Origin of the sequence: Streptomyces sp. MS06 (assembly GCF_047200655.1) — a bacterium.
Classification (GTDB): Bacteria; Actinomycetota; Actinomycetes; order Streptomycetales; family Streptomycetaceae; genus Streptomyces.
This window is the reverse complement of record NZ_JBJZOJ010000067.1, coordinates 1-15,683: the sequence shown is the minus strand read 5'-3', so window position 1 is coordinate 15,683 and position 15,683 is coordinate 1. Positions and strand designations below refer to the sequence as shown.

18 protein-coding genes are annotated in these 15,683 nt (G+C 73.1%); 8 read left to right on the top strand and 10 right to left on the bottom strand.

From position 1 onward, the window contains the following. Positions 1-98: 98 nt before the first annotated feature. The gene (locus ACL02U_RS27795; RefSeq protein WP_412793716.1) at positions 99-962 is read left to right on the top strand and encodes a TIGR02452 family protein; all 864 of its coding nucleotides are present in this window, start codon (positions 99-101) and stop codon (positions 960-962) included. Positions 963-1,165: 203 nt separating this feature from the next. Here ACL02U_RS27795 and ACL02U_RS27790 read toward each other — a convergent pair whose 3' ends face one another. Next, a complete protein-coding gene (locus ACL02U_RS27790) occupies positions 1,166-1,612 on the bottom strand; it encodes a type II toxin-antitoxin system PemK/MazF family toxin (protein ID WP_412793715.1) in 447 nt (148 codons plus the stop codon). A 367-nt stretch (positions 1,613-1,979) separates the two neighbouring features. Here ACL02U_RS27790 and ACL02U_RS27785 point away from each other — a divergent pair, with 367 nt between their 5' ends. After that, positions 1,980-2,675, top strand: coding sequence for a hypothetical protein (locus ACL02U_RS27785; RefSeq protein WP_412793714.1), 696 nt, complete (start codon positions 1,980-1,982; stop codon positions 2,673-2,675). A 156-nt stretch (positions 2,676-2,831) separates the two neighbouring features. Here ACL02U_RS27785 and ACL02U_RS27780 read toward each other — a convergent pair whose 3' ends face one another. After that, complete coding sequence (locus ACL02U_RS27780) at positions 2,832-3,434, bottom strand: TetR/AcrR family transcriptional regulator (protein ID WP_412793713.1); 603 nt, start codon at positions 3,432-3,434, stop codon at positions 2,832-2,834. A gap of 97 nt (positions 3,435-3,531) precedes the next feature. On the opposite strand from ACL02U_RS27780, the gene ACL02U_RS27775 reads away from it, so the two are divergent. Beyond that, the gene (locus ACL02U_RS27775) at positions 3,532-4,671 is read left to right on the top strand and encodes an acyl-CoA dehydrogenase family protein (RefSeq protein WP_412793712.1); all 1,140 of its coding nucleotides are present in this window, start codon (positions 3,532-3,534) and stop codon (positions 4,669-4,671) included. Between the two features lie 73 nt (positions 4,672-4,744). Further along, positions 4,745-5,506 (top strand): SDR family NAD(P)-dependent oxidoreductase, encoded by a 762-nt coding sequence (locus ACL02U_RS27770; RefSeq protein WP_412793711.1) that lies wholly within the window; start codon positions 4,745-4,747, stop codon positions 5,504-5,506. A gap of 209 nt (positions 5,507-5,715) precedes the next feature. Here the strand turns inward: ACL02U_RS27770 and ACL02U_RS27765 are convergent, their stop codons facing one another. After that, the gene (locus ACL02U_RS27765) at positions 5,716-6,279 is read right to left on the bottom strand and encodes an NAD(P)H-dependent oxidoreductase (protein WP_412793710.1); all 564 of its coding nucleotides are present in this window, start codon (positions 6,277-6,279) and stop codon (positions 5,716-5,718) included. 123 nt (positions 6,280-6,402) lie between these two features. Between ACL02U_RS27765 and ACL02U_RS27760 the strand changes: the two genes are divergently transcribed. Together ACL02U_RS27760 and ACL02U_RS27755 are read left to right on the top strand one after the other, a co-directional pair. Beyond that, positions 6,403-7,068 (top strand): TetR/AcrR family transcriptional regulator, encoded by a 666-nt coding sequence (locus tag ACL02U_RS27760; protein ID WP_412793709.1) that lies wholly within the window; start codon positions 6,403-6,405, stop codon positions 7,066-7,068. A gap of 212 nt (positions 7,069-7,280) precedes the next feature. Continuing rightward, a complete protein-coding gene (locus tag ACL02U_RS27755; protein WP_412793708.1) occupies positions 7,281-8,327 on the top strand; it encodes a LacI family DNA-binding transcriptional regulator in 1,047 nt (348 codons plus the stop codon). A gap of 172 nt (positions 8,328-8,499) precedes the next feature. Here the strand turns inward: ACL02U_RS27755 and trxA are convergent, their stop codons facing one another. Continuing rightward, positions 8,500-8,883, bottom strand: coding sequence for a thioredoxin (trxA, locus tag ACL02U_RS27750; RefSeq protein ID WP_412793707.1), 384 nt, complete (start codon positions 8,881-8,883; stop codon positions 8,500-8,502). A 135-nt stretch (positions 8,884-9,018) separates the two neighbouring features. On the opposite strand from trxA, the gene ACL02U_RS27745 reads away from it, so the two are divergent. Then, positions 9,019-10,458: a dihydrolipoyl dehydrogenase family protein gene (locus ACL02U_RS27745; protein ID WP_412793706.1), complete on the top strand. Its 1,440-nt coding sequence runs from the start codon at positions 9,019-9,021 to the stop codon at positions 10,456-10,458. A 181-nt stretch (positions 10,459-10,639) separates the two neighbouring features. On the opposite strand, the gene ACL02U_RS27740 is transcribed toward ACL02U_RS27745, so the two are convergent. From ACL02U_RS27740 to ACL02U_RS27730, 3 genes are read right to left on the bottom strand one after another with little or no spacing between them, the layout of a single operon-like run. Next, positions 10,640-11,032 (bottom strand): tetratricopeptide repeat protein, encoded by a 393-nt coding sequence (locus ACL02U_RS27740; RefSeq protein ID WP_412793705.1) that lies wholly within the window; start codon positions 11,030-11,032, stop codon positions 10,640-10,642. A 52-nt stretch (positions 11,033-11,084) separates the two neighbouring features. After that, positions 11,085-11,540, bottom strand: a complete 456-nt coding sequence (locus ACL02U_RS27735; RefSeq protein WP_412793704.1) for a MarR family transcriptional regulator — start codon at positions 11,538-11,540, stop codon at positions 11,085-11,087. Continuing rightward, positions 11,537-12,028, bottom strand: a complete 492-nt coding sequence (locus ACL02U_RS27730; RefSeq protein WP_412793703.1) for a MarR family winged helix-turn-helix transcriptional regulator — start codon at positions 12,026-12,028, stop codon at positions 11,537-11,539. The genes ACL02U_RS27735 and ACL02U_RS27730 overlap by 4 nt, the downstream gene beginning before the upstream one ends. Before the next feature lie 121 nt (positions 12,029-12,149). On the opposite strand from ACL02U_RS27730, the gene ACL02U_RS27725 reads away from it, so the two are divergent. After that, a complete protein-coding gene (locus ACL02U_RS27725; RefSeq protein ID WP_412793702.1) occupies positions 12,150-13,115 on the top strand; it encodes a pirin family protein in 966 nt (321 codons plus the stop codon). 132 nt (positions 13,116-13,247) lie between these two features. On the opposite strand, the gene ACL02U_RS27720 is transcribed toward ACL02U_RS27725, so the two are convergent. The 3 genes from ACL02U_RS27720 to ACL02U_RS27710 form a co-directional block, all read right to left on the bottom strand. Further along, on the bottom strand, positions 13,248-13,550 hold the full coding sequence (locus ACL02U_RS27720; protein ID WP_412793701.1) for a transposase: 303 nt from the start codon (positions 13,548-13,550) through the stop codon (positions 13,248-13,250). Next, positions 13,547-14,365 (bottom strand): ISAs1 family transposase, encoded by an 819-nt coding sequence (locus ACL02U_RS27715; RefSeq protein ID WP_412793700.1) that lies wholly within the window; start codon positions 14,363-14,365, stop codon positions 13,547-13,549. Before ACL02U_RS27715 ends, ACL02U_RS27720 begins: the two co-directional genes overlap by 4 nt. A 209-nt stretch (positions 14,366-14,574) precedes the next feature. Continuing rightward, a complete protein-coding gene (locus tag ACL02U_RS27710; protein WP_412793699.1) occupies positions 14,575-15,609 on the bottom strand; it encodes an IS110 family transposase in 1,035 nt (344 codons plus the stop codon). Between the last annotated feature and the right edge of the window lie 74 nt (positions 15,610-15,683).

Sequence of the window (15,683 nt, the reverse complement as noted above, 5' to 3'; positions counted from 1 at the left end):
CCGTTGCGACGCAGGACAAGCATCGCTCAGGATGCCTCCATGAGCACGACGGGGGAAGGCGCGTGCGGCGCGTTCACGGCGTCCACGGGGGTGGCGCCATGAGCGCGCGGCTGCGCGGCATCGCACGCGAGACCGAGCAGATCGTCGCCGCGGGGGCGTACCGGCGCGCCGACGGACGGGAGGTGCCGATCGCGGCCGCGGTGGCCGCCGCCCGCGAAGGCACCGGGATCTGGGGGCCGCAACCGGTGCCGCTGGACGCGCCCGCCGTACCGGCCCGCACCCGGATCGAGGTCACCGCGGAGAGCAGTCTGGAAGCCGCCCGGCGACTCCACGGGGAACCGGTCGCCGTGCTGAACTTCGCCTCCGCCCGCAACCCGGGCGGCGGTTACCTGAACGGCGCGCAGGCCCAGGAAGAGGCGTTGTGCCGGGCCTCCGCGCTGTACGGCTGCCTGCTGCGGGCTCGGCGGTTCTACCAGCACCACCGGGCGCACCGCGATCCGTTCTACAGCGACCGCGTCATCCACTCGCCCGGCGTTCCGGTCTTCCGTGACGACCGCGGGCGGCTGCTCGACGCGCCGTACCGCGCCGGCTTCCTCACCTCCGCCGCGCCGAACGCCGGAGTCGTCCTGCGGACGGCCCCGGAACGCGCTGCCGCACTGCCGGGCGCGCTGCTCGCGCGCGCCGAACGGGTGCTGGAGGTGGCCTCGGCGAACGGCTACCGGAGGCTGGTGCTGGGCGCCTGGGGCTGCGGCGTGTTCCGCAACGACCCGGAGCAGGTGGCGGCCGCCTTCCACGGACTGCTGGGCCCGGGGCGTCGGTTCGGCGACCGGTTCGAACAGGTGGTCTTCGCCGTGCTGGACCGCACCCCGGGCAGCGCGGTCCGGACGGCGTTCGAGCGGGCCTTCGACGTCGGCGGTCCGCGGAACCGAGGGGGCGTCAGGCCGCCGGGGAACGCCGGGTAGGGGTCTCTCTCCGGTCCGTCGTCTTGCGTCGGGCCCCGGGTCCGTCGTCGTGCGTCGGGCCCCCGGGTCCGTCGTCGTGTGCCGGGCGGGCCGTGCCGACCGGTCCCGCACCGCGCCCGTGTGCACGGGCCGGGTGCGCCCCGGCGAGGGAGCGTGCCGCGAGCCCGCTCGGGGTGCGGCGCCCGCCCCGCGGATCCTGTCGGTCAGTTCCAGCCGTAGCGTTCCCGCAGCCGATGCCTGACCAGGTCGAACCGCATCCGGTCCAGTGCGCAGGCCTCCCGGCGCATACCGTCCTCGTGCAGGCGCAGCACCCGGTCCAGGTCCACCCAGGACGCGCGACCGGAGCGGTCCCACGGCCCACTGCCGAGCGGGACCCATTCCCGGTCGCCGTCGTGCCCCTTGCTGGAGAGCTGCACGGCCAGGAGGGTGCCCGCCGTCTCCCGCGCCACGACCAGGACCGGACGGTCCTTGCCCCGGCCGTCGTTCTCCTCGAAGGGCACCCACGTCCACACGATCTCCCCGGGGTCGGGGTCGCCGTCGTGCGCGGGCGAGTACTCGGTGCGCACCCGGCCGACCTCGCGGGGGGCGGCCTCGGTGGTGGCGGTGGGGCCGTGGCGGCCGGGGACGTTCTCATCGGTGGACGTAGTCACGGAGAGCACCCTAAGCCCCCGGCGAGGGCGTGCAACGCCGGTGCCCCCGTTCCCCCTTCACTTCTCGCGACCGGACGCGCCACCTGCACGGCCGGACCGGTCGGCCGATGCCGCAGGCGGCGGTCGGCGCGTCGGGCCCGGGATACCCGGCGCCCGCCGACCGGCAGCGGGTCCGGGATTCTCCCGCGGCGGGCCGCGCCCGGGACCCGGGCCGGTGGGGCCTCGGGAAGGGCCGACCGGCCCTCCCACGGGGTGGCCGTTCGGCCCTCGCCCCCACCCTTCCGGGCGGGCTAGGCCGGAACCAGGCGAAGGCCCTCGCGCCGGGCTGCCGGCGCCGGGCCCGCTCCCGCCGATCACGGAGGGCACGATGCGCCAGACGCGACCACGCACACTCCGACGGACGCTCACCCCGGCCTTCCTGACGGCGGCCTCCGCCGCGCTGGCCGTCTACGCTCTGCGGTTCCGTCCGAAACTGCTGACCTGGGGCGCCACGCCGAGCGAGGCGCACCGCGCCTACCCCGGCGACGAGATGGTGCCGTACGCCGACGGAAGTTCCACGATGGCGACCACGCTGCCGGCGCCGCCCGAGCGGGTGTGGCCGTGGCTGGTGCAGATGGGCGGCGACCGCGGCGGCTGGTACAGCTGGGACCGGCTGGACCACTGGGGGCACCCCAGCACGGAGCGCATCGTCCCCGCCTGGCAGGAGCTGCGGGAGGGCCAGCGCTTGGACGCGACACGGGACGGCAGCTGCTGGTTCGGCGTCGCACTGCTGGAACCCAACCGGACCCTGGTCCTCCGCTCGGACCTGGACCCGATCGCCGGTCGTTCCTTCGACCCGTGGTCGGAGCCGCTGCCCGCGGTGCGGATGGACGGGATCTGGGCCTTCCACCTGAGCCCGGCGCCCGGCGGTGCGACCCGGCTGGTGGTGCGCACCCGCGGCCAGAGCCGGCCCCGGTGGCTGGCCCGGCCCTTCGACCTGCTGCTCGGGGAGCCCGCCCACTTCGTGATGCAGACCCGCCAGTTCCACAACCTGCGCAGGCTCGCCCGCACGCCTGCCGTCTGAGCCGGACCCGGTGGCGGCGCCGCGCGCTGCCGGCGCCGTCGCCGCCGTCGCCGCGCGGTGCCGACCCCCGGGAGTCAGGGGGGAGTCCCGACCGCGGCACACGCACGGGAAGGGGCATTGGTCGGCCCCGGGCCCACGGCGGCGTGGCGGCGCGGCTCAGCGGGTGAGGCCGTGCAGCAGCAGTTCGGCCAGATGGGCGTACGCCTGTGCGTCGCTCAGACCCGTGGCGGCGGCCACCTGGCGGCGCTGGATGCGCACCATCACCGAGCTGATCACATCGGCGGCGAAGGCCACGTGCACCTCGCGGAACGCGCCCGCGTCCGTGCCCTCCTCGATGAGCTGCTGAACGCGGCGCGCCGCGGCCAGCGTGTTGCGGTCGTAGACCTCGGCCGCCGGTTCGAAGGCGGCCACGTCGTCGAAGAAGCGTGCCGAGGCCGGTGCCAGCTCCGCGGAGACGGCGTGCAGGTACGCCGCGAGCCGCCGTGCGGGCTCCGTCTCCGCGGCCAGGGCCGCTTCCACCCGTTCGGTGGCCCGGCGGAAGAACTGCACCACCGCGGCCCGTACGAGCTGCTCCTTGCTTCCCGCGAGTCCGTACAGGGTGCGTTTGGAGCAGTGCAGTCGTGCGGCGAGATCGTCCAGGGTCAGATGGGCGAAGCCCTGGTCGACCAGCAGGACCACCAGCTCCTCGAAAAGCTCGGAGCGGCGGGCGGCGCCGCGTCCGGTCGGCTTCGGGCTCTCGGCGGCAGACGTCTCGATCACCCCGCCAGTATTCCAAGCCCCACCTGCCCTGCTACGGAAAACGGTACTGAGGTACCATGCACAGTACCGCTAGATTTGAGGACCGCTAGGAGTCGCCGTGGACGTCGACCGCCTGCTCCCCACCCCGGAAGCCGCGGATCTGATCGCCCTCACCAGGGAGATCGCAGACAAGGAACTCGCACCCCGCGTCGAGCAGCACGAAAGCGCGGAGACGTATCCCGAGGGCCTGTTCGCCACCCTGGGCCGTGCCGGCCTGCTGGGCCTGGTGTACCCCGAGGAGCACGGCGGGGGCGGGCAGCCCTACGAGGTGTACCTGCAGGTGCTGGAGGAGCTCGCCGCCCGCTGGGCGGCCGTGGCGGTCGCCACCAGCGTCCACACCCTGGCCTGCCACCCGCTGAACTCCTTCGGCACCGACGAGCAGAAGGACCGCTGGCTGCCCGCGATGCTGGCCGGTGAGCGGATCGGCGGCTACAGCCTCTCCGAACCGCAGGCGGGTTCGGATGCGGCGTCCCTGTCCTGCAAGGCCGAACCGGTGGCCGGCGGCTACCGCGTCACCGGCACCAAGGCCTGGATCACCCACGGCGGCAAGGCCGACTTCTACGCCCTGTTCGCCCGGACCGCGCCCGGCAGCCACGGGATCTCCTGCTTCCTTGCCCCCGGATCCGCCGACGGCCTCTCCTTCGGGGCCCCCGAGCGCAAGATGGGCCTGCACGCCGTGCCGACCACCGCCGCCTACTGGGACGGCGCGGTGCTCGACGCGGACCGGCGCATCGGCGCCGAGGGGGCCGGCCTGCAGATCGCCTTCAGCGCGCTGGACTGCGGCCGTCTGGGTATCGCCGCCTGCGCCACCGGCCTGGCCCAGGCCGCCCTGAGCGCCGCCGTCTCGTACGCCAACGAGCGCACCACCTTCGGCCGGCGCATCATCGACCACCAGGGCCTCGGGTTCCTGCTCGCCGACATGGCCGCCGCGGTCGACTCCGCCCGGGCCACCTACCTGGACGCCGCCCGCCGCCGCGATCTCGGGCGGCCCTTCAGCCGGCAGGCCAGCGTCGCCAAGCTGGTGTGCACGGACGCCGCGATGAAGGTGACCACCGACGCCGTGCAGGTGCTCGGCGGGTACGGCTACACGCGTGACTTCCCGGTCGAGAGGTACATGCGGGAGGCCAAGATCATGCAGATTTTCGAGGGGACGAACCAGATCCAGCGGCTCGTCATCAGCCGCGGCCTCAGCGACTGACCGCCCCATCCTCCCCACCTCCCCCCGGCGGGCCCGGTCCCTGCCCGCCGCCCGTACCCACCGAGGAGTCCCGATGGACATCGCAGGATCCGCAGCCCTGGTGACCGGCGCCGCCTCCGGCCTGGGGGCGGCCACCGCCGCCGCTCTCGCCGCACGCGGGGCCACCGTCTACGGTCTCGACCTGGAGAAGGCCGTCGCCGAGGCCGGCGACCGGCCGGACGGCGTCACGCTGCTGCCCGCCGACGTCACCCGCGAGGAGCCCGTCCAGGAGGCGCTGGCGAGGATCGAGTCCGACGGCGCCGTGCTCCGCCTGGCCGTCAACTGCGCCGGTATCGCTCCCTCCGCCCGCATCGTCGGCCGCCGCGGCCCGCACGACCTCGACCTGTTCCGCACGGTCGTGGACGTCAACCTGGTCGGCACCTTCAACGTGCTGCGGCTGTCCGCGGCCGCCATGCTGCGGCACGAAGCGGACGCCGAAGGCCGCCGCGGCCTGATCGTCAACACCGCTTCCATCGCCGCGTTCGAGGGCCAGATCGGCCAGATCGCCTACGCCGCGTCCAAGGCGGGCGTCGCCGGGATGACCGTCACCGCCGCCCGCGACCTCGCCCAGCACGGCATCCGGGTGATGACCATCGCGCCCGGCATCGTCGACACGCCGATGATGGCGGGGTTCAGCGACGAGGTCCGGGCCGGCCTCGGCGCGAGCGTGCCCTGCCCTCAGCGTCTCGCCCGCCCCGACGAGTACGCCCGACTGGTCACCATGATCACCGAGCACGACTACCTCAACGGCGAGACCGTCCGTATGGACGGCGCGCTGCGGATGGCCGCGCGGTAGCGGCACCCGACCGCGCGGCGGCGGCACCGCGTGCGGTCGCCCCGCGCGGGCGGCGACCCCGCTGCCGAGGCGCGGGTGGACATGGCGAAGGGGCCGGCGGATCGCTCCGCCGGCCCCTTCGGCCTGTCGGCCTGTCGGCCTGTCGGCCTGTCGGCCTGTGGCTCCGCCGGTCCGCCGGTGCGCCGGTCCGGCGGCTCCGGTCCCGCGGCTCAGGCGGCCACGGGCTCCCCGGCGTGCCCGTGCAGCCGGGCGACGACCTCGGTCAGCTGGGCGGCGACCTCGGCGTCGTCGGCCGGGTGGGTCTCGGCGAACCGGGTCATCGACCCCGGGATGGACAGCTTGATGTCCTCGATCACCTTGCCGCCGGCGATGCCCACGGCCTTGCGGGTGTCGTCCTGCGCCCACACGCCGCCGTACTGGCCGAAGGCGGTGCCGACCACGGCGACCGGCTTGCCGCCGAAGGCCCCGGCGCCGTAGGGGCGGGACAGCCAGTCGATGGCGTTCTTCAGCACGGCCGGGATGGTGCCGTTGTACTCCGGGGAGAACAGCAGGAACGCGTCGGCGCCCTGGGCGGCCTCGCGCAGTCGGGCGGCGGCGGCCGGCACGCCGTCCTGGACGTCGATGTCCTCGTTGTAGAACGGGATCTCGGCCAGCCCCTCGAACAGCACGACCTCGGCGCCCGCCGGGGCGAGCTTCACGGCGGCCTCGGCGAGCTGGCGGTTGTGCGAACCGGAGCGGATGCTGCCGACGAGCGCGAGGATGCGAACAGACATGGATGACTCCTGGGGGGTGTGAAAAACACTCTGATGAAACGATCCGGACCGAAGTCCGCTTGAGTTCTATCAGGCTAACCGGACCGGGGTCCAGTTTCATTCCCGATGCTTTACCCTGTCCCCATGTCCACAGTCCTGCCGTCCCTGCCGGACCCCGACCCCGATGCGGCAGGCCCCGCGTACCTGTCCATAGGGACCGCCGACGACGAGCCGTGCCTGCGCGCGGACGCCGCCCGCAACCGGGCCAGGCTGCTGGAGGCGGCCGCCCGGCTGATCGCGGAACGCGGCGCGGACTCCGTGACCATGGAGGCGGTGGCCACCGCCGCGGAGGTCGGCAAGGGCACCGTCTTCCGCCGCTTCGGAGACCGCACCGGACTGCTGACCGCGCTGCTGGACCACTCCGAACGCAAGTTCCAGGCCTCCTTCCTCAGCGGGCCGCCTCCGCTCGGTCCGGGCGCGCCGCCGGTGGACCGGCTGCGCGCCTTCGGCTGCGCCATGCTGCGCCGCACGGCCGAGGAACTGGAGCTGCAGATGGCCGCCGAGCCGAGTCCCGAGCGGCGCTTCACCGTGCCAGCGGGGCGGGTACTGCACAGCCACGTCGTCATGCTGCTGCGGCAGGTCGTCCCGGACGCGGACTGCGAACTGCTCGCGCACGCGCTGATGGCCCAGCTCAGTCCCGCACTCGTGCACCACCTGCTCCGGCAGCGGCGAGTTCCGCTCGAACGGCTGGAGGCCGGCTGGGCGGACCTGGTCGCCCGCGTCACCCGAACCGCCCCGACGCCCGGCTGACCGCCCCGCGCGACGAACAGCGAGAGACCTGCCGCGCATCGCCGGACGGGGTGCGGTCCGCCCGCGCCGGAGCCTTCGCGGGCGTGCGGCATGCCGTCCCGGCGACACGGCAGGTGATGCGGCAGGTGACGGGCGGGTCGACCGGGGACGGCCCGTACGCGCGCGCCCCCATCCTTCCCCCGGCCCGAGGGCGCGCCGGTGCTTCTGCCAAGATGCGGTACGTCATGGTGCAGATACCGAACACGTCCGCGTCCGCGCCCCAGGCACCCTCCTCGGCGCCCACGAGCGCCGACGTGGCCCGCCTTGCCGGCGTCTCGCGCGCGACCGTGTCCTACGTCCTGAACGACGCCACCGCCGTGCGGATCAGCGAGGCCACCCGCCGCCGAGTCCGCGAGGCCGCCCGGGAACTCGGCTACGTACCCCACGCGGCCGCCCGCAGCCTGCGCGCAGGCCGGAGCCGCATGGTCCTGATGCCCGCCCCCGCCATCCCCGTCGGCCCTCTCTACAGTGCCTTCGTCAGTGAACTCCAGGGCGCCCTGGGCCGTCTCGACTACACCGTCGTGCAGTACGGCACCGCCGCCGTGCCGGGCGACGAGGCCGCCCGCGCCTGGGCCGAACTGCGTCCGGTCGCCGTGCTGATACCCGGATTCGGCCTCGGCCCGGAGGGCGTGGCGGTCCTGAAGCGCTCCGGTGCCCGCGCCGTGGTCACGCTCGGCCCCGAGTCCGTGGAGGGCGCCCACGCCCTGCTGATGGACCACGGCAGCGTCGGGTACGCCGCCGCAGGCCACCTGTACGCCCGCGGCCGCCGGCGCATCGGCGTCGTCGTCCCCGAGGAGCCCGGCCTGGGGGCGTTCTCCCGGCCCCGCCTGGCGGGTGCACGCCAAGCGCTGCGCGGCACCGGCGCCACCGTCACCGCACTGCCACTGGCCTACGAGGAGGACTCGGCGACCCGGCTCGCCGCCCGCTGGCCCGAACTCGGCCTCGACGCGGTCTTCGCCTACAACGACGAGTACGCCATGCTGCTGATGCGGGCGCTGCAGGACGCGGGGGTACGCGTTCCCGAGGACACGGCCGTGATCGGTTCCGACGATCTGCTGCTCGGCCGACTGCTGCGCCCGCGGCTCAGCACGGTCCGCATCCACCTGCCCTCGGGCCCGCAACTCGCCGAACTGGTGGACCGCGCCGTCTCCGACCCCGGTGCACCCCCCGAGACGCACCGCGTACTCCGGGTCTCGGTGGTACGGCGCGACTCCAGCTGATCCGGGACGCGCAGACGATGCGGGCGGCAGCCCGCGCCCCGCGGGCCCCCTGCTCCGCCTCACCCACCGGCCGGGCGGCGGGAAGCCCGCGAACCCGCCGCACCCGTACACACCGCGGGCCCGCTCCGGCGACCACACCGGTGCGGGCCCGGGACGGGCGGGAGGCGCCGACCTACTGGCCCTTCCCGTCCCCCGCCTGCTGCTCCGCGATGCTCTTGCGCACCTCGTCCATGTCGAGCTTCCGGGCCTGGCCGATCACATCGGTCAGCGCCGACTCGGGCAGGGCGCCGGGCTGCGCGAAGACGGCCACCTGGTCACGGACGATCATCAGGGTCGGAATGGACTGGATACCGAAGGCGGCGGCCAGCTCGGGCTGCGCCTCGGTGTCCACCTTGCCGAACACCAGATCGGGGTTCTCGCCGGCGGCCTTCTCGTAGACCGGCGCGAACTGACGGCAGGGTCCGCACCAGGACGCCCAGAAGTCGATCAGGACGAACTCGTTCTCCGTGACGGTCTGGTCGAAGTTCTCCTTGGTGAGCTCCACGGTGCTGCTCATGGCGTGTGATCCCTCATTCCGGTGTTGGAGCGTTACCGCCCGCGACAACACGGGCGGACGGGCCGGTATTCCGACGGGTGTCCCGCGCCCTTACCCATGTGGCAGCCGCGCACACCACCCATCAGACTGACGTCCATGACGGAGAAGACGGAGACGGAAAACATCGCGTACGACGTCGTGGTGCTCGGGGCCGGGCCCGTGGGGGAGAACGTCGCCGACCGCACCCGCGCGGCCGGCCTGTCGACCGCGGTGGTGGAGAGCGAACTGGTCGGCGGCGAATGCTCCTACTGGGCGTGCATGCCCAGCAAGGCCCTGCTGCGTCCGGCGATCGCCCGCGCCGACGCGCGCCGGACACCCGGCCTGGCCCAGGCCGTCCAGGGGCCCCTGGACGCGTCCGCGGTCCTCGCCCACCGCAACGACTACACCTCGCACTGGAAGGACGACGGCCAGGTCCGGTGGCTGGACGGCGTCGGCGCCGACCTCTACCGCGGGCAGGGGCGCCTCACCGGCGAGCGCACGGTCGCGGTGACCGGCCCCGACGGCGCCAGCCACGTCCTCACCGCCCGGCACGCCGTCGCCGTGTGCACGGGCAGCCGCGCCGCCCTGCCCGCCCTGCCGGGGCTCGCCGAGGTGCGGCCCTGGACCAGCCGCGAGGCCACCAGCGCCCAGTCCGTCCCCGGTCGGCTCGTCGTGGTGGGAGGCGGGGTCGTCGCCACCGAGATGGCCACCGCCTGGCAGGCCCTCGGCTCCCGCGTCACCCTCCTGATACGCGGGAAGGGGCTGCTGCCCCGAATGGAGCCGTTCGCCGGCGAACTCGTGGCCGAGGCGCTCGCCGAGGCCGGCACCGACGTCCGCACCGGCACCTCCGTCACGTCGGTGACCCGGCAGGAGGGCACCGTGGTCGTCGCCACCGACCGCGGCGACCGGATCGAGGCCGACGAGATCCTCTTCGCCACCGGCCGGGCACCGCGCACCGACGACATCGGGCTCGACACCGTCGGCCTGGAACCCGGCTCCTGGCTCGACGTCGACGACAGCCTGCGGGTGACCGGCACCGACTGGCTGTACGCGGTCGGCGACGTCAACCACCGCGCCCTCCTCACCCACCAGGGCAAGTACCAGGCGCGTATCGCCGGAGCCGCGATCGCCACCCGTGCCGCCGGCGTCCCCCTGCTGGAGACCGACCCCTGGGGAGCGCACTCCGCCACCGCCGACCACCACGCCGTGCCCCAGGTCGTGTTCACCGACCCGGAGGCAGCGGCCGTCGGCCTCTCGCTGGCGGAGGCGGAGCGGGCCGGGTACCGGGTGCGGGCCGTCGACGTCGACCTGTCGTCCGTGGCGGGGGCGGCCCTGTACGCCGAGGGCTACCGCGGCCACGCCCGCATGGTCGTGGACGTGGAGGACGAGATCGTGCGGGGAGTGACCTTCGTCGGCCCCGGCGTCGGCGAACTGATCCACTCCGCGACCGTCGCCGTGGCCGGCCGGGTGCCCGTCGACCGGCTCTGGCACGCCGTCCCGTCGTACCCGACGATCAGCGAGGTGTGGCTGCGCCTGCTGGAGGCCTACCGGGGCTGACCCGCACCGCCACCGGTCGGTCCCGGAGGCGGGGCGCCCCACCCTCCGGGCCTTGCGCCTGTCGCCCGCTGCCGGGCCGGAGGCGCGGTGCCGCCCCGCCCCGGCGACTCCCCGGGTGCCGCGCGTTCCTTTCTCCTGCGCCTCCTCGCCTGCGCCTCCTCGCAGGCCGGGCGGCGCGCCCTCAGAGATCCTCGAAGGCGCCTGCCAGCGCCGACGCGATCCGCAGATGGGTCCGGGCCTCCTCGGTCCGGCCCTGGCGCTCGAGGGTGCGCCCCAGCATCAGCCGGGCGTAGTGCTCCACCGGTTCGCGATCGACGATGTTGCGCAACACCGTCTCAGCTCGCCGGAGTTGGGCCGAGTGGTAGTAGGCGCGCGCCAGCAGCAGCCGAGGCCCGCTCTGCTCGGGCACCTCCTCCACCAGCGCGGCCAGCACCCGCGCCGCGGCCGCGTAGTCGCGGGCGTCGAAGAACAGCCGCGCCCTCTCCCAGCGTTCGTCCTGCGTTCCGTGGGCGTAGTAGTCCGATCCGGTCGCCGCGGGGTGGACCGGTCCGAACGTCGCCTTTGCTGCTTCCACTGCCGACCTCCTTCGCGGGAGGGGAACGCACCGGACGTGGCCGGAAATTCCACTAGCCGTTCGGTTCGGTCAGGGCGGCCAGTTCGGCGTTGGCGCGCTCGGTGACCAGCGCCAGGACCCGGCCGGCCACGGCGCGGTCGCCGTCCGGGATACCGGCGTAGATGCGGGCGGATATGGCCGAGGTCTCCGCCGAGCTCGCGTCGAACAACTCCCGCCCTGCCTCGGTGAGGCGCACGGAGGACGCCCCCGCGGCCGCCATCAGGTCCGCCGCCAGCAGTTCGGCGACCGTGCGGTCCGCCTCCGAGGGGGCGACCTTGAGGGCGTCGACGACGTCGGTCGTGAGCTGGTCGCGGTCCAGGGCGCCGTCCGCCACGGCGACCAGGCGCAGGGCGACCATCTGCTGGAAGGTGGCGCCGCGGCGGGCCAGGACTGTTTCGAGGACCGCGCGTCCGGCGTAGTGCGCCAGACCGATGACGCGGGGGTCGACGAGCGGTGCGGTGGTGGTCATGGGTGCTCCTTGTCGATGCCTTCGTGTTCGCTGAGCGGATCGAGCGGGGTGTCGAGCAGGGTCTCCAGGTCGTGGCGGAACGCGCGAGTCCGCTCGCTGTCCAGCCCGCCGAGCGGCGCCAGCAGTTGCCGCAACAGTCCGTGCACGGCGGTGATCGCCCGGCGGACGGTGGCCTGTCCCTCCTCGGTGAGGGCGAGTTGAACGGCTCGCGGGTCGCGGGGGTTCCGGGTGCGGTCGACGAGGCCGGCGGCCTCCAGCGCGCGCGCCAGCTTCGAGACGTACAGCGGCTCCAGGCCGGTGTGGTCGGCCAGTCGGCGCTGACTGGGGTGCTCCCCGGTGCGCTGCATCCCGTACAGGGACGCGACCAGCGCGTACTGCGCGTGGGTGAGGCCCATCGGGGCCACCGCGCGATCGACGGCGACCCGCCACTTCATCGACAGACGCCACACCAGAAAACCGGGAGTCGCTCCCTCGGAGACCTTGCTCATGACAAATACAGTACATGGCGATTATGTACATGGCTACTATTTTCCCCGGTCACTCGAACACGGCGGGTGGACCGGGGGGACGGACTGACGGGACACCCCGCGCAGGGCTAGGTTGTCCGCTATGAGCAATCTTGATCGCCAGGCGGCGCCCGCCGTGTGCGGTGGCCGCGGTTTCGTCGTGGCGGAACCGGTCCGCGAACTCCTCAGCCCGCGCCGCGTCCCGCTCGGCGAGTCGACCGAGGTCCGCCGCCTGCTGCCCAACCTGGGCCGGCGCATGGTCGGCGCCTGGTGCTTCGTCGACCACTACGGTCCCGACGACATCGCGGACGAGCCCGGCATGCAGGTGCCGCCGCACCCGCACATGGGCCTGCAAACGGTGAGCTGGCTTCACCAGGGGGAAGTGCTGCACCGCGACTCCACCGGCAGCCTCCAGACCATCCGTCCGCGCGAGCTGGGCCTGATGACCTCCGGCCGGGCGATCAGCCACTCGGAGGAGAGTCCCAGGCCGCACGCCCGCTTCCTGCACGGCGCCCAACTGTGGGTGGCACTTCCGGACGGCCACCGCCACACCGACCCGCACTTCGAGCACCACGCCGCGCTCCCGGTCGTCACGGCGCCGGCGCTGGCGGCGACTCTCATCCTCGGAACCCTGGACGGCGCCACCTCGCCCGGCACCACCTACACACCGATCGTCGGCGCCGACCTAGCCCTCGCCGCCGGTGCCGACGTGAGCCTGCCGCTCGAGCCGGACTTCGAGTACGCCGTGCTGTCCATGTCCGGCCAGGCCCACGTCGACGGCGTTCCCGTAGCGCCCGGATCGATGCTCTACCTCGGCTGCGGGCGCGCCGAACTGCCCCTGCGCGCCGACTCGGACGCCGGTCTCATGCTCCTCGGCGGCGAGCCCTTCGAGGAAGAACTGATCATGTTCTGGAACTGGATCGGCCGCACCCAGGAGGAGATCGAACAGGCCCGCCGGGATTGGATGGAGGGCACCCGCTTCGGCGAGGTCAAGGGCTACGACGGCGCCCCACTGGCCGCACCGGTACTTCCGCAGGTGCCGTTGAAACCGCGGGGAAGGGTCCGTTGAACTGCGGAAACGCGTCAGTGTCGCCCCGACGGCCGTCCCCCTGATCGACATCCTCGCCTCCTCCAGCGACCAAGCTCTGCAGGCCTTCCGTTCCGTGCGGGCCGAAGACCAGGGCTGTTGCAAGGTCGGATTTCAGGGATGAGTGTGCAGGTCGCAGGGGATGCCGAAGAGGTTGAGTGGGGCGGTGTGCGGCGCGATGGCGAGCTGCCGGCGTGCGTCGGCGATCGAACGGCCCATCGTGCGGAGGAAGTTCATGGCGACCGACCTCAACGTGGCCATGTTCTGGGGCCCGTGGCCGGTGCGGATGCGGGAGGCGTCCTCGCCGAACGTCACATCCCGCACATAATGGATCTTGTTCTCGATGCCCCACTCGGCCTGCACGATCTCCCCGATGCGCTGCGGGTCGGCCTGGCCGGAGGACAGGTCGGTGATCACGTACACCGTCTCCCGGCTGCGCTTCCCACTCGCCTCGCCTGCACGGTGCGGTACCGGGTGATGCGGGCGACCTGACGCGCGTAGGGGAAGTCCAGGCCGGCGAAGCTCACCACCTCCACCACCCGCGTACCGATGCGGCCGTGAGCGCGTACGGTGGAGCGGAAGGCCGCCCGCACGCCCTGCCAGGGCACCTTCCGGCACGCCTTCCACAGCTCGGGCTGGTTGCGCTTGACCGGGAAGGCGTAGTGCGCGCCGAACTCCTCTACCAGCACCCTGGCGTGCTCGCGCTGGGTGTGCAGCGCGTCCGCGACCACCACCGCGTCCTCCAGCTCCAGCGCGGACAGCAGCGCGGCGAAGCCGGTGATCTCGCTGCCCTTGTCCGCCACCTTCTGCTGTGCGGCCAGAGTGCCGTCCTGCAGCATCGCCCCGAGCACCATCACCGCCTGCCCGGCCGCGTCCTTGGAGCCCCGCAGGCACTTGCCGTCCACGGCCACCACCCGCGCCTTGTCCTTGTAGACCCGCAGCAGCTCCTCCAGTCCGCCCGGCATGACCGCGTTGACCACGCGGCGGATCGTGTCCGAGCTCGGGGCCGTCACCAGGCCGAAGGCCCCGCTGCGGCGCAGCCCCAGCCGTTCCAGCGTGGCCGGTGGAGCCGTGGCCGCCCACTGGCCCATCGCCCGGAAGGAGTCGAAACGGCAGACCATCGCGCACAACGCGATCAGCAACACCGCGCCGAGCGGGTACTGACGCCCGCGCGGGTCACGCGGATCGCGCAGGTTGTTGACCAGCGCGAACACCCCGGCATCGGGCGACACGCCCGCAGCACACCCCGGACACCTGCAGGACATGGCAGACTCAGGAACCATCGAAGCAGTGATGATGGCGTCGTGGTCCTCCGCTGGGTCTGACCCACATCGAAGCTGACGCCCAAGGGCTGTCATGTCGGAGAACTGTCGACTCGCTGCGGAGGGCCACGACGCACGCGGCCGACCAGGCGATCGTGACCTGATAGCGCCTCTGTGTGTCAAGCGGCCTGAGCGAGGCGGTTCCGTTGATCTCGTTTCATGATCCGGTAGACCACGTTGGACAGCCGTCGCTTCAGGGCCCGGCGGGCCTCCGAAGGCGTCTTCCCCTCGGCGATCTTGCGCAGGTAGTAGTCCTGTCCGCGCCCGCCGTCTCGGATCTGGCAGACGGCGATGGTGTGCAGCACCGAGTTCAGCGCGCGGTTGCCGCCGGTATTGAGCCGGTGGCGGACGTTGTTGCCACTGGAGGCGTCCAGGGGTGCGCTGCCGGTGTAGCTGGCGAAGTGGTGCTCGGTGGGGAACCGGCTGACGTCCCCGATGTGGCCGATGACCTTCGCGGCCAGCACGGTGCCCAGGCCCGGCAGGGTGGTCAGTGTGGTGCGGGTCGCGGCGACGGCCTCGCGCATCTCGGCTTCGTTGTCCTTGACCTGCCGGTCCAGTCTGCGCAGGTCGGCCAGCAGGTCACGGGCTATGTCCCGGCGGCAGTTGTCGGTGGCCGTGACCGGCCGGATGCCCTTCACCAAGGCCGCGGCCTTGTCCGCCGACAGACCGGTGGGTGCTCCGCCGGGCAGAAGATCGCGCAGGACGGCATGCAGCCGGTTGAGAACACGGGTGCGCTCGTGGACTAGGTCGTCCCGCCGCTCGGTCAGCAGCCGCAGGATCGTGGTCTGGTGTTCTTGGACCACGGGCCGCAGGTCGGTGCGGAAGAGAGCGACCTGGGCGACGTGGAGGGCGTCCTTGGCGTCGGTCTTCCGGTCTCCGCCGGTGGCCAGCAGCCGGGCCCGGGCCGACAGGGTCGAGGGCACGTCCACCACGTTCTCGCCGGCGGCGGCCAGCTGCTGGGCGAGGGGGCGGCCCAGGCCGCCGGCGCCCTCGACCGCGAAACGACGGTCGGGCCATTGCTCGCACCAGCGCATCAGCTGGCGGAAGGTTCCGGCGTTGACGACGAATCGGCGCTGGGCCACCTGGTGGCCGGCGGCATCGACGGCGACGGCGGTGTGGGACGACTTGTGGGGATCAACACCGATCAGGATCACAGGCTGCTGCCCTCGCACTCGATGAGACAGGAAAGGGAGTGCGGCGGGCACCCTGACTTGAAGTCACCGTGTCA

Bases quoted from the DNA above. Each gene is read 5' to 3' on its own strand.
- ACL02U_RS27770 (WP_412793711.1), top strand. From the start codon at position 4,745: ATGGACATCGCAGGATCCGCAGCCCTGGTGACCGGCGCCGCCTCCGGC.
- ACL02U_RS27725 (WP_412793702.1), top strand. From the start codon at position 12,150: ATGAGCAATCTTGATCGCCAGGCGGCGCCCGCCGTGTGCGGTGGCCGC.
- ACL02U_RS27795 (WP_412793716.1), top strand. From the start codon at position 99: ATGAGCGCGCGGCTGCGCGGCATCGCACGCGAGACCGAGCAGATCGTC.
- ACL02U_RS27785 (WP_412793714.1), top strand. From the start codon at position 1,980: ATGCGCCAGACGCGACCACGCACACTCCGACGGACGCTCACCCCGGCC.
- ACL02U_RS27745 (WP_412793706.1), top strand. From the start codon at position 9,019: ATGACGGAGAAGACGGAGACGGAAAACATCGCGTACGACGTCGTGGTG.
- ACL02U_RS27735 (WP_412793704.1), bottom strand. From the start codon at position 11,540: ATGACCACCACCGCACCGCTCGTCGACCCCCGCGTCATCGGTCTGGCG.
- ACL02U_RS27730 (WP_412793703.1), bottom strand. From the start codon at position 12,028: ATGAGCAAGGTCTCCGAGGGAGCGACTCCCGGTTTTCTGGTGTGGCGT.
- ACL02U_RS27760 (WP_412793709.1), top strand. From the start codon at position 6,403: ATGTCCACAGTCCTGCCGTCCCTGCCGGACCCCGACCCCGATGCGGCA.
- ACL02U_RS27755 (WP_412793708.1), top strand. From the start codon at position 7,281: ATGCGGTACGTCATGGTGCAGATACCGAACACGTCCGCGTCCGCGCCC.
- ACL02U_RS27765 (WP_412793710.1), bottom strand. From the start codon at position 6,279: ATGTCTGTTCGCATCCTCGCGCTCGTCGGCAGCATCCGCTCCGGTTCG.
- trxA (WP_412793707.1), bottom strand. From the start codon at position 8,883: ATGAGCAGCACCGTGGAGCTCACCAAGGAGAACTTCGACCAGACCGTC.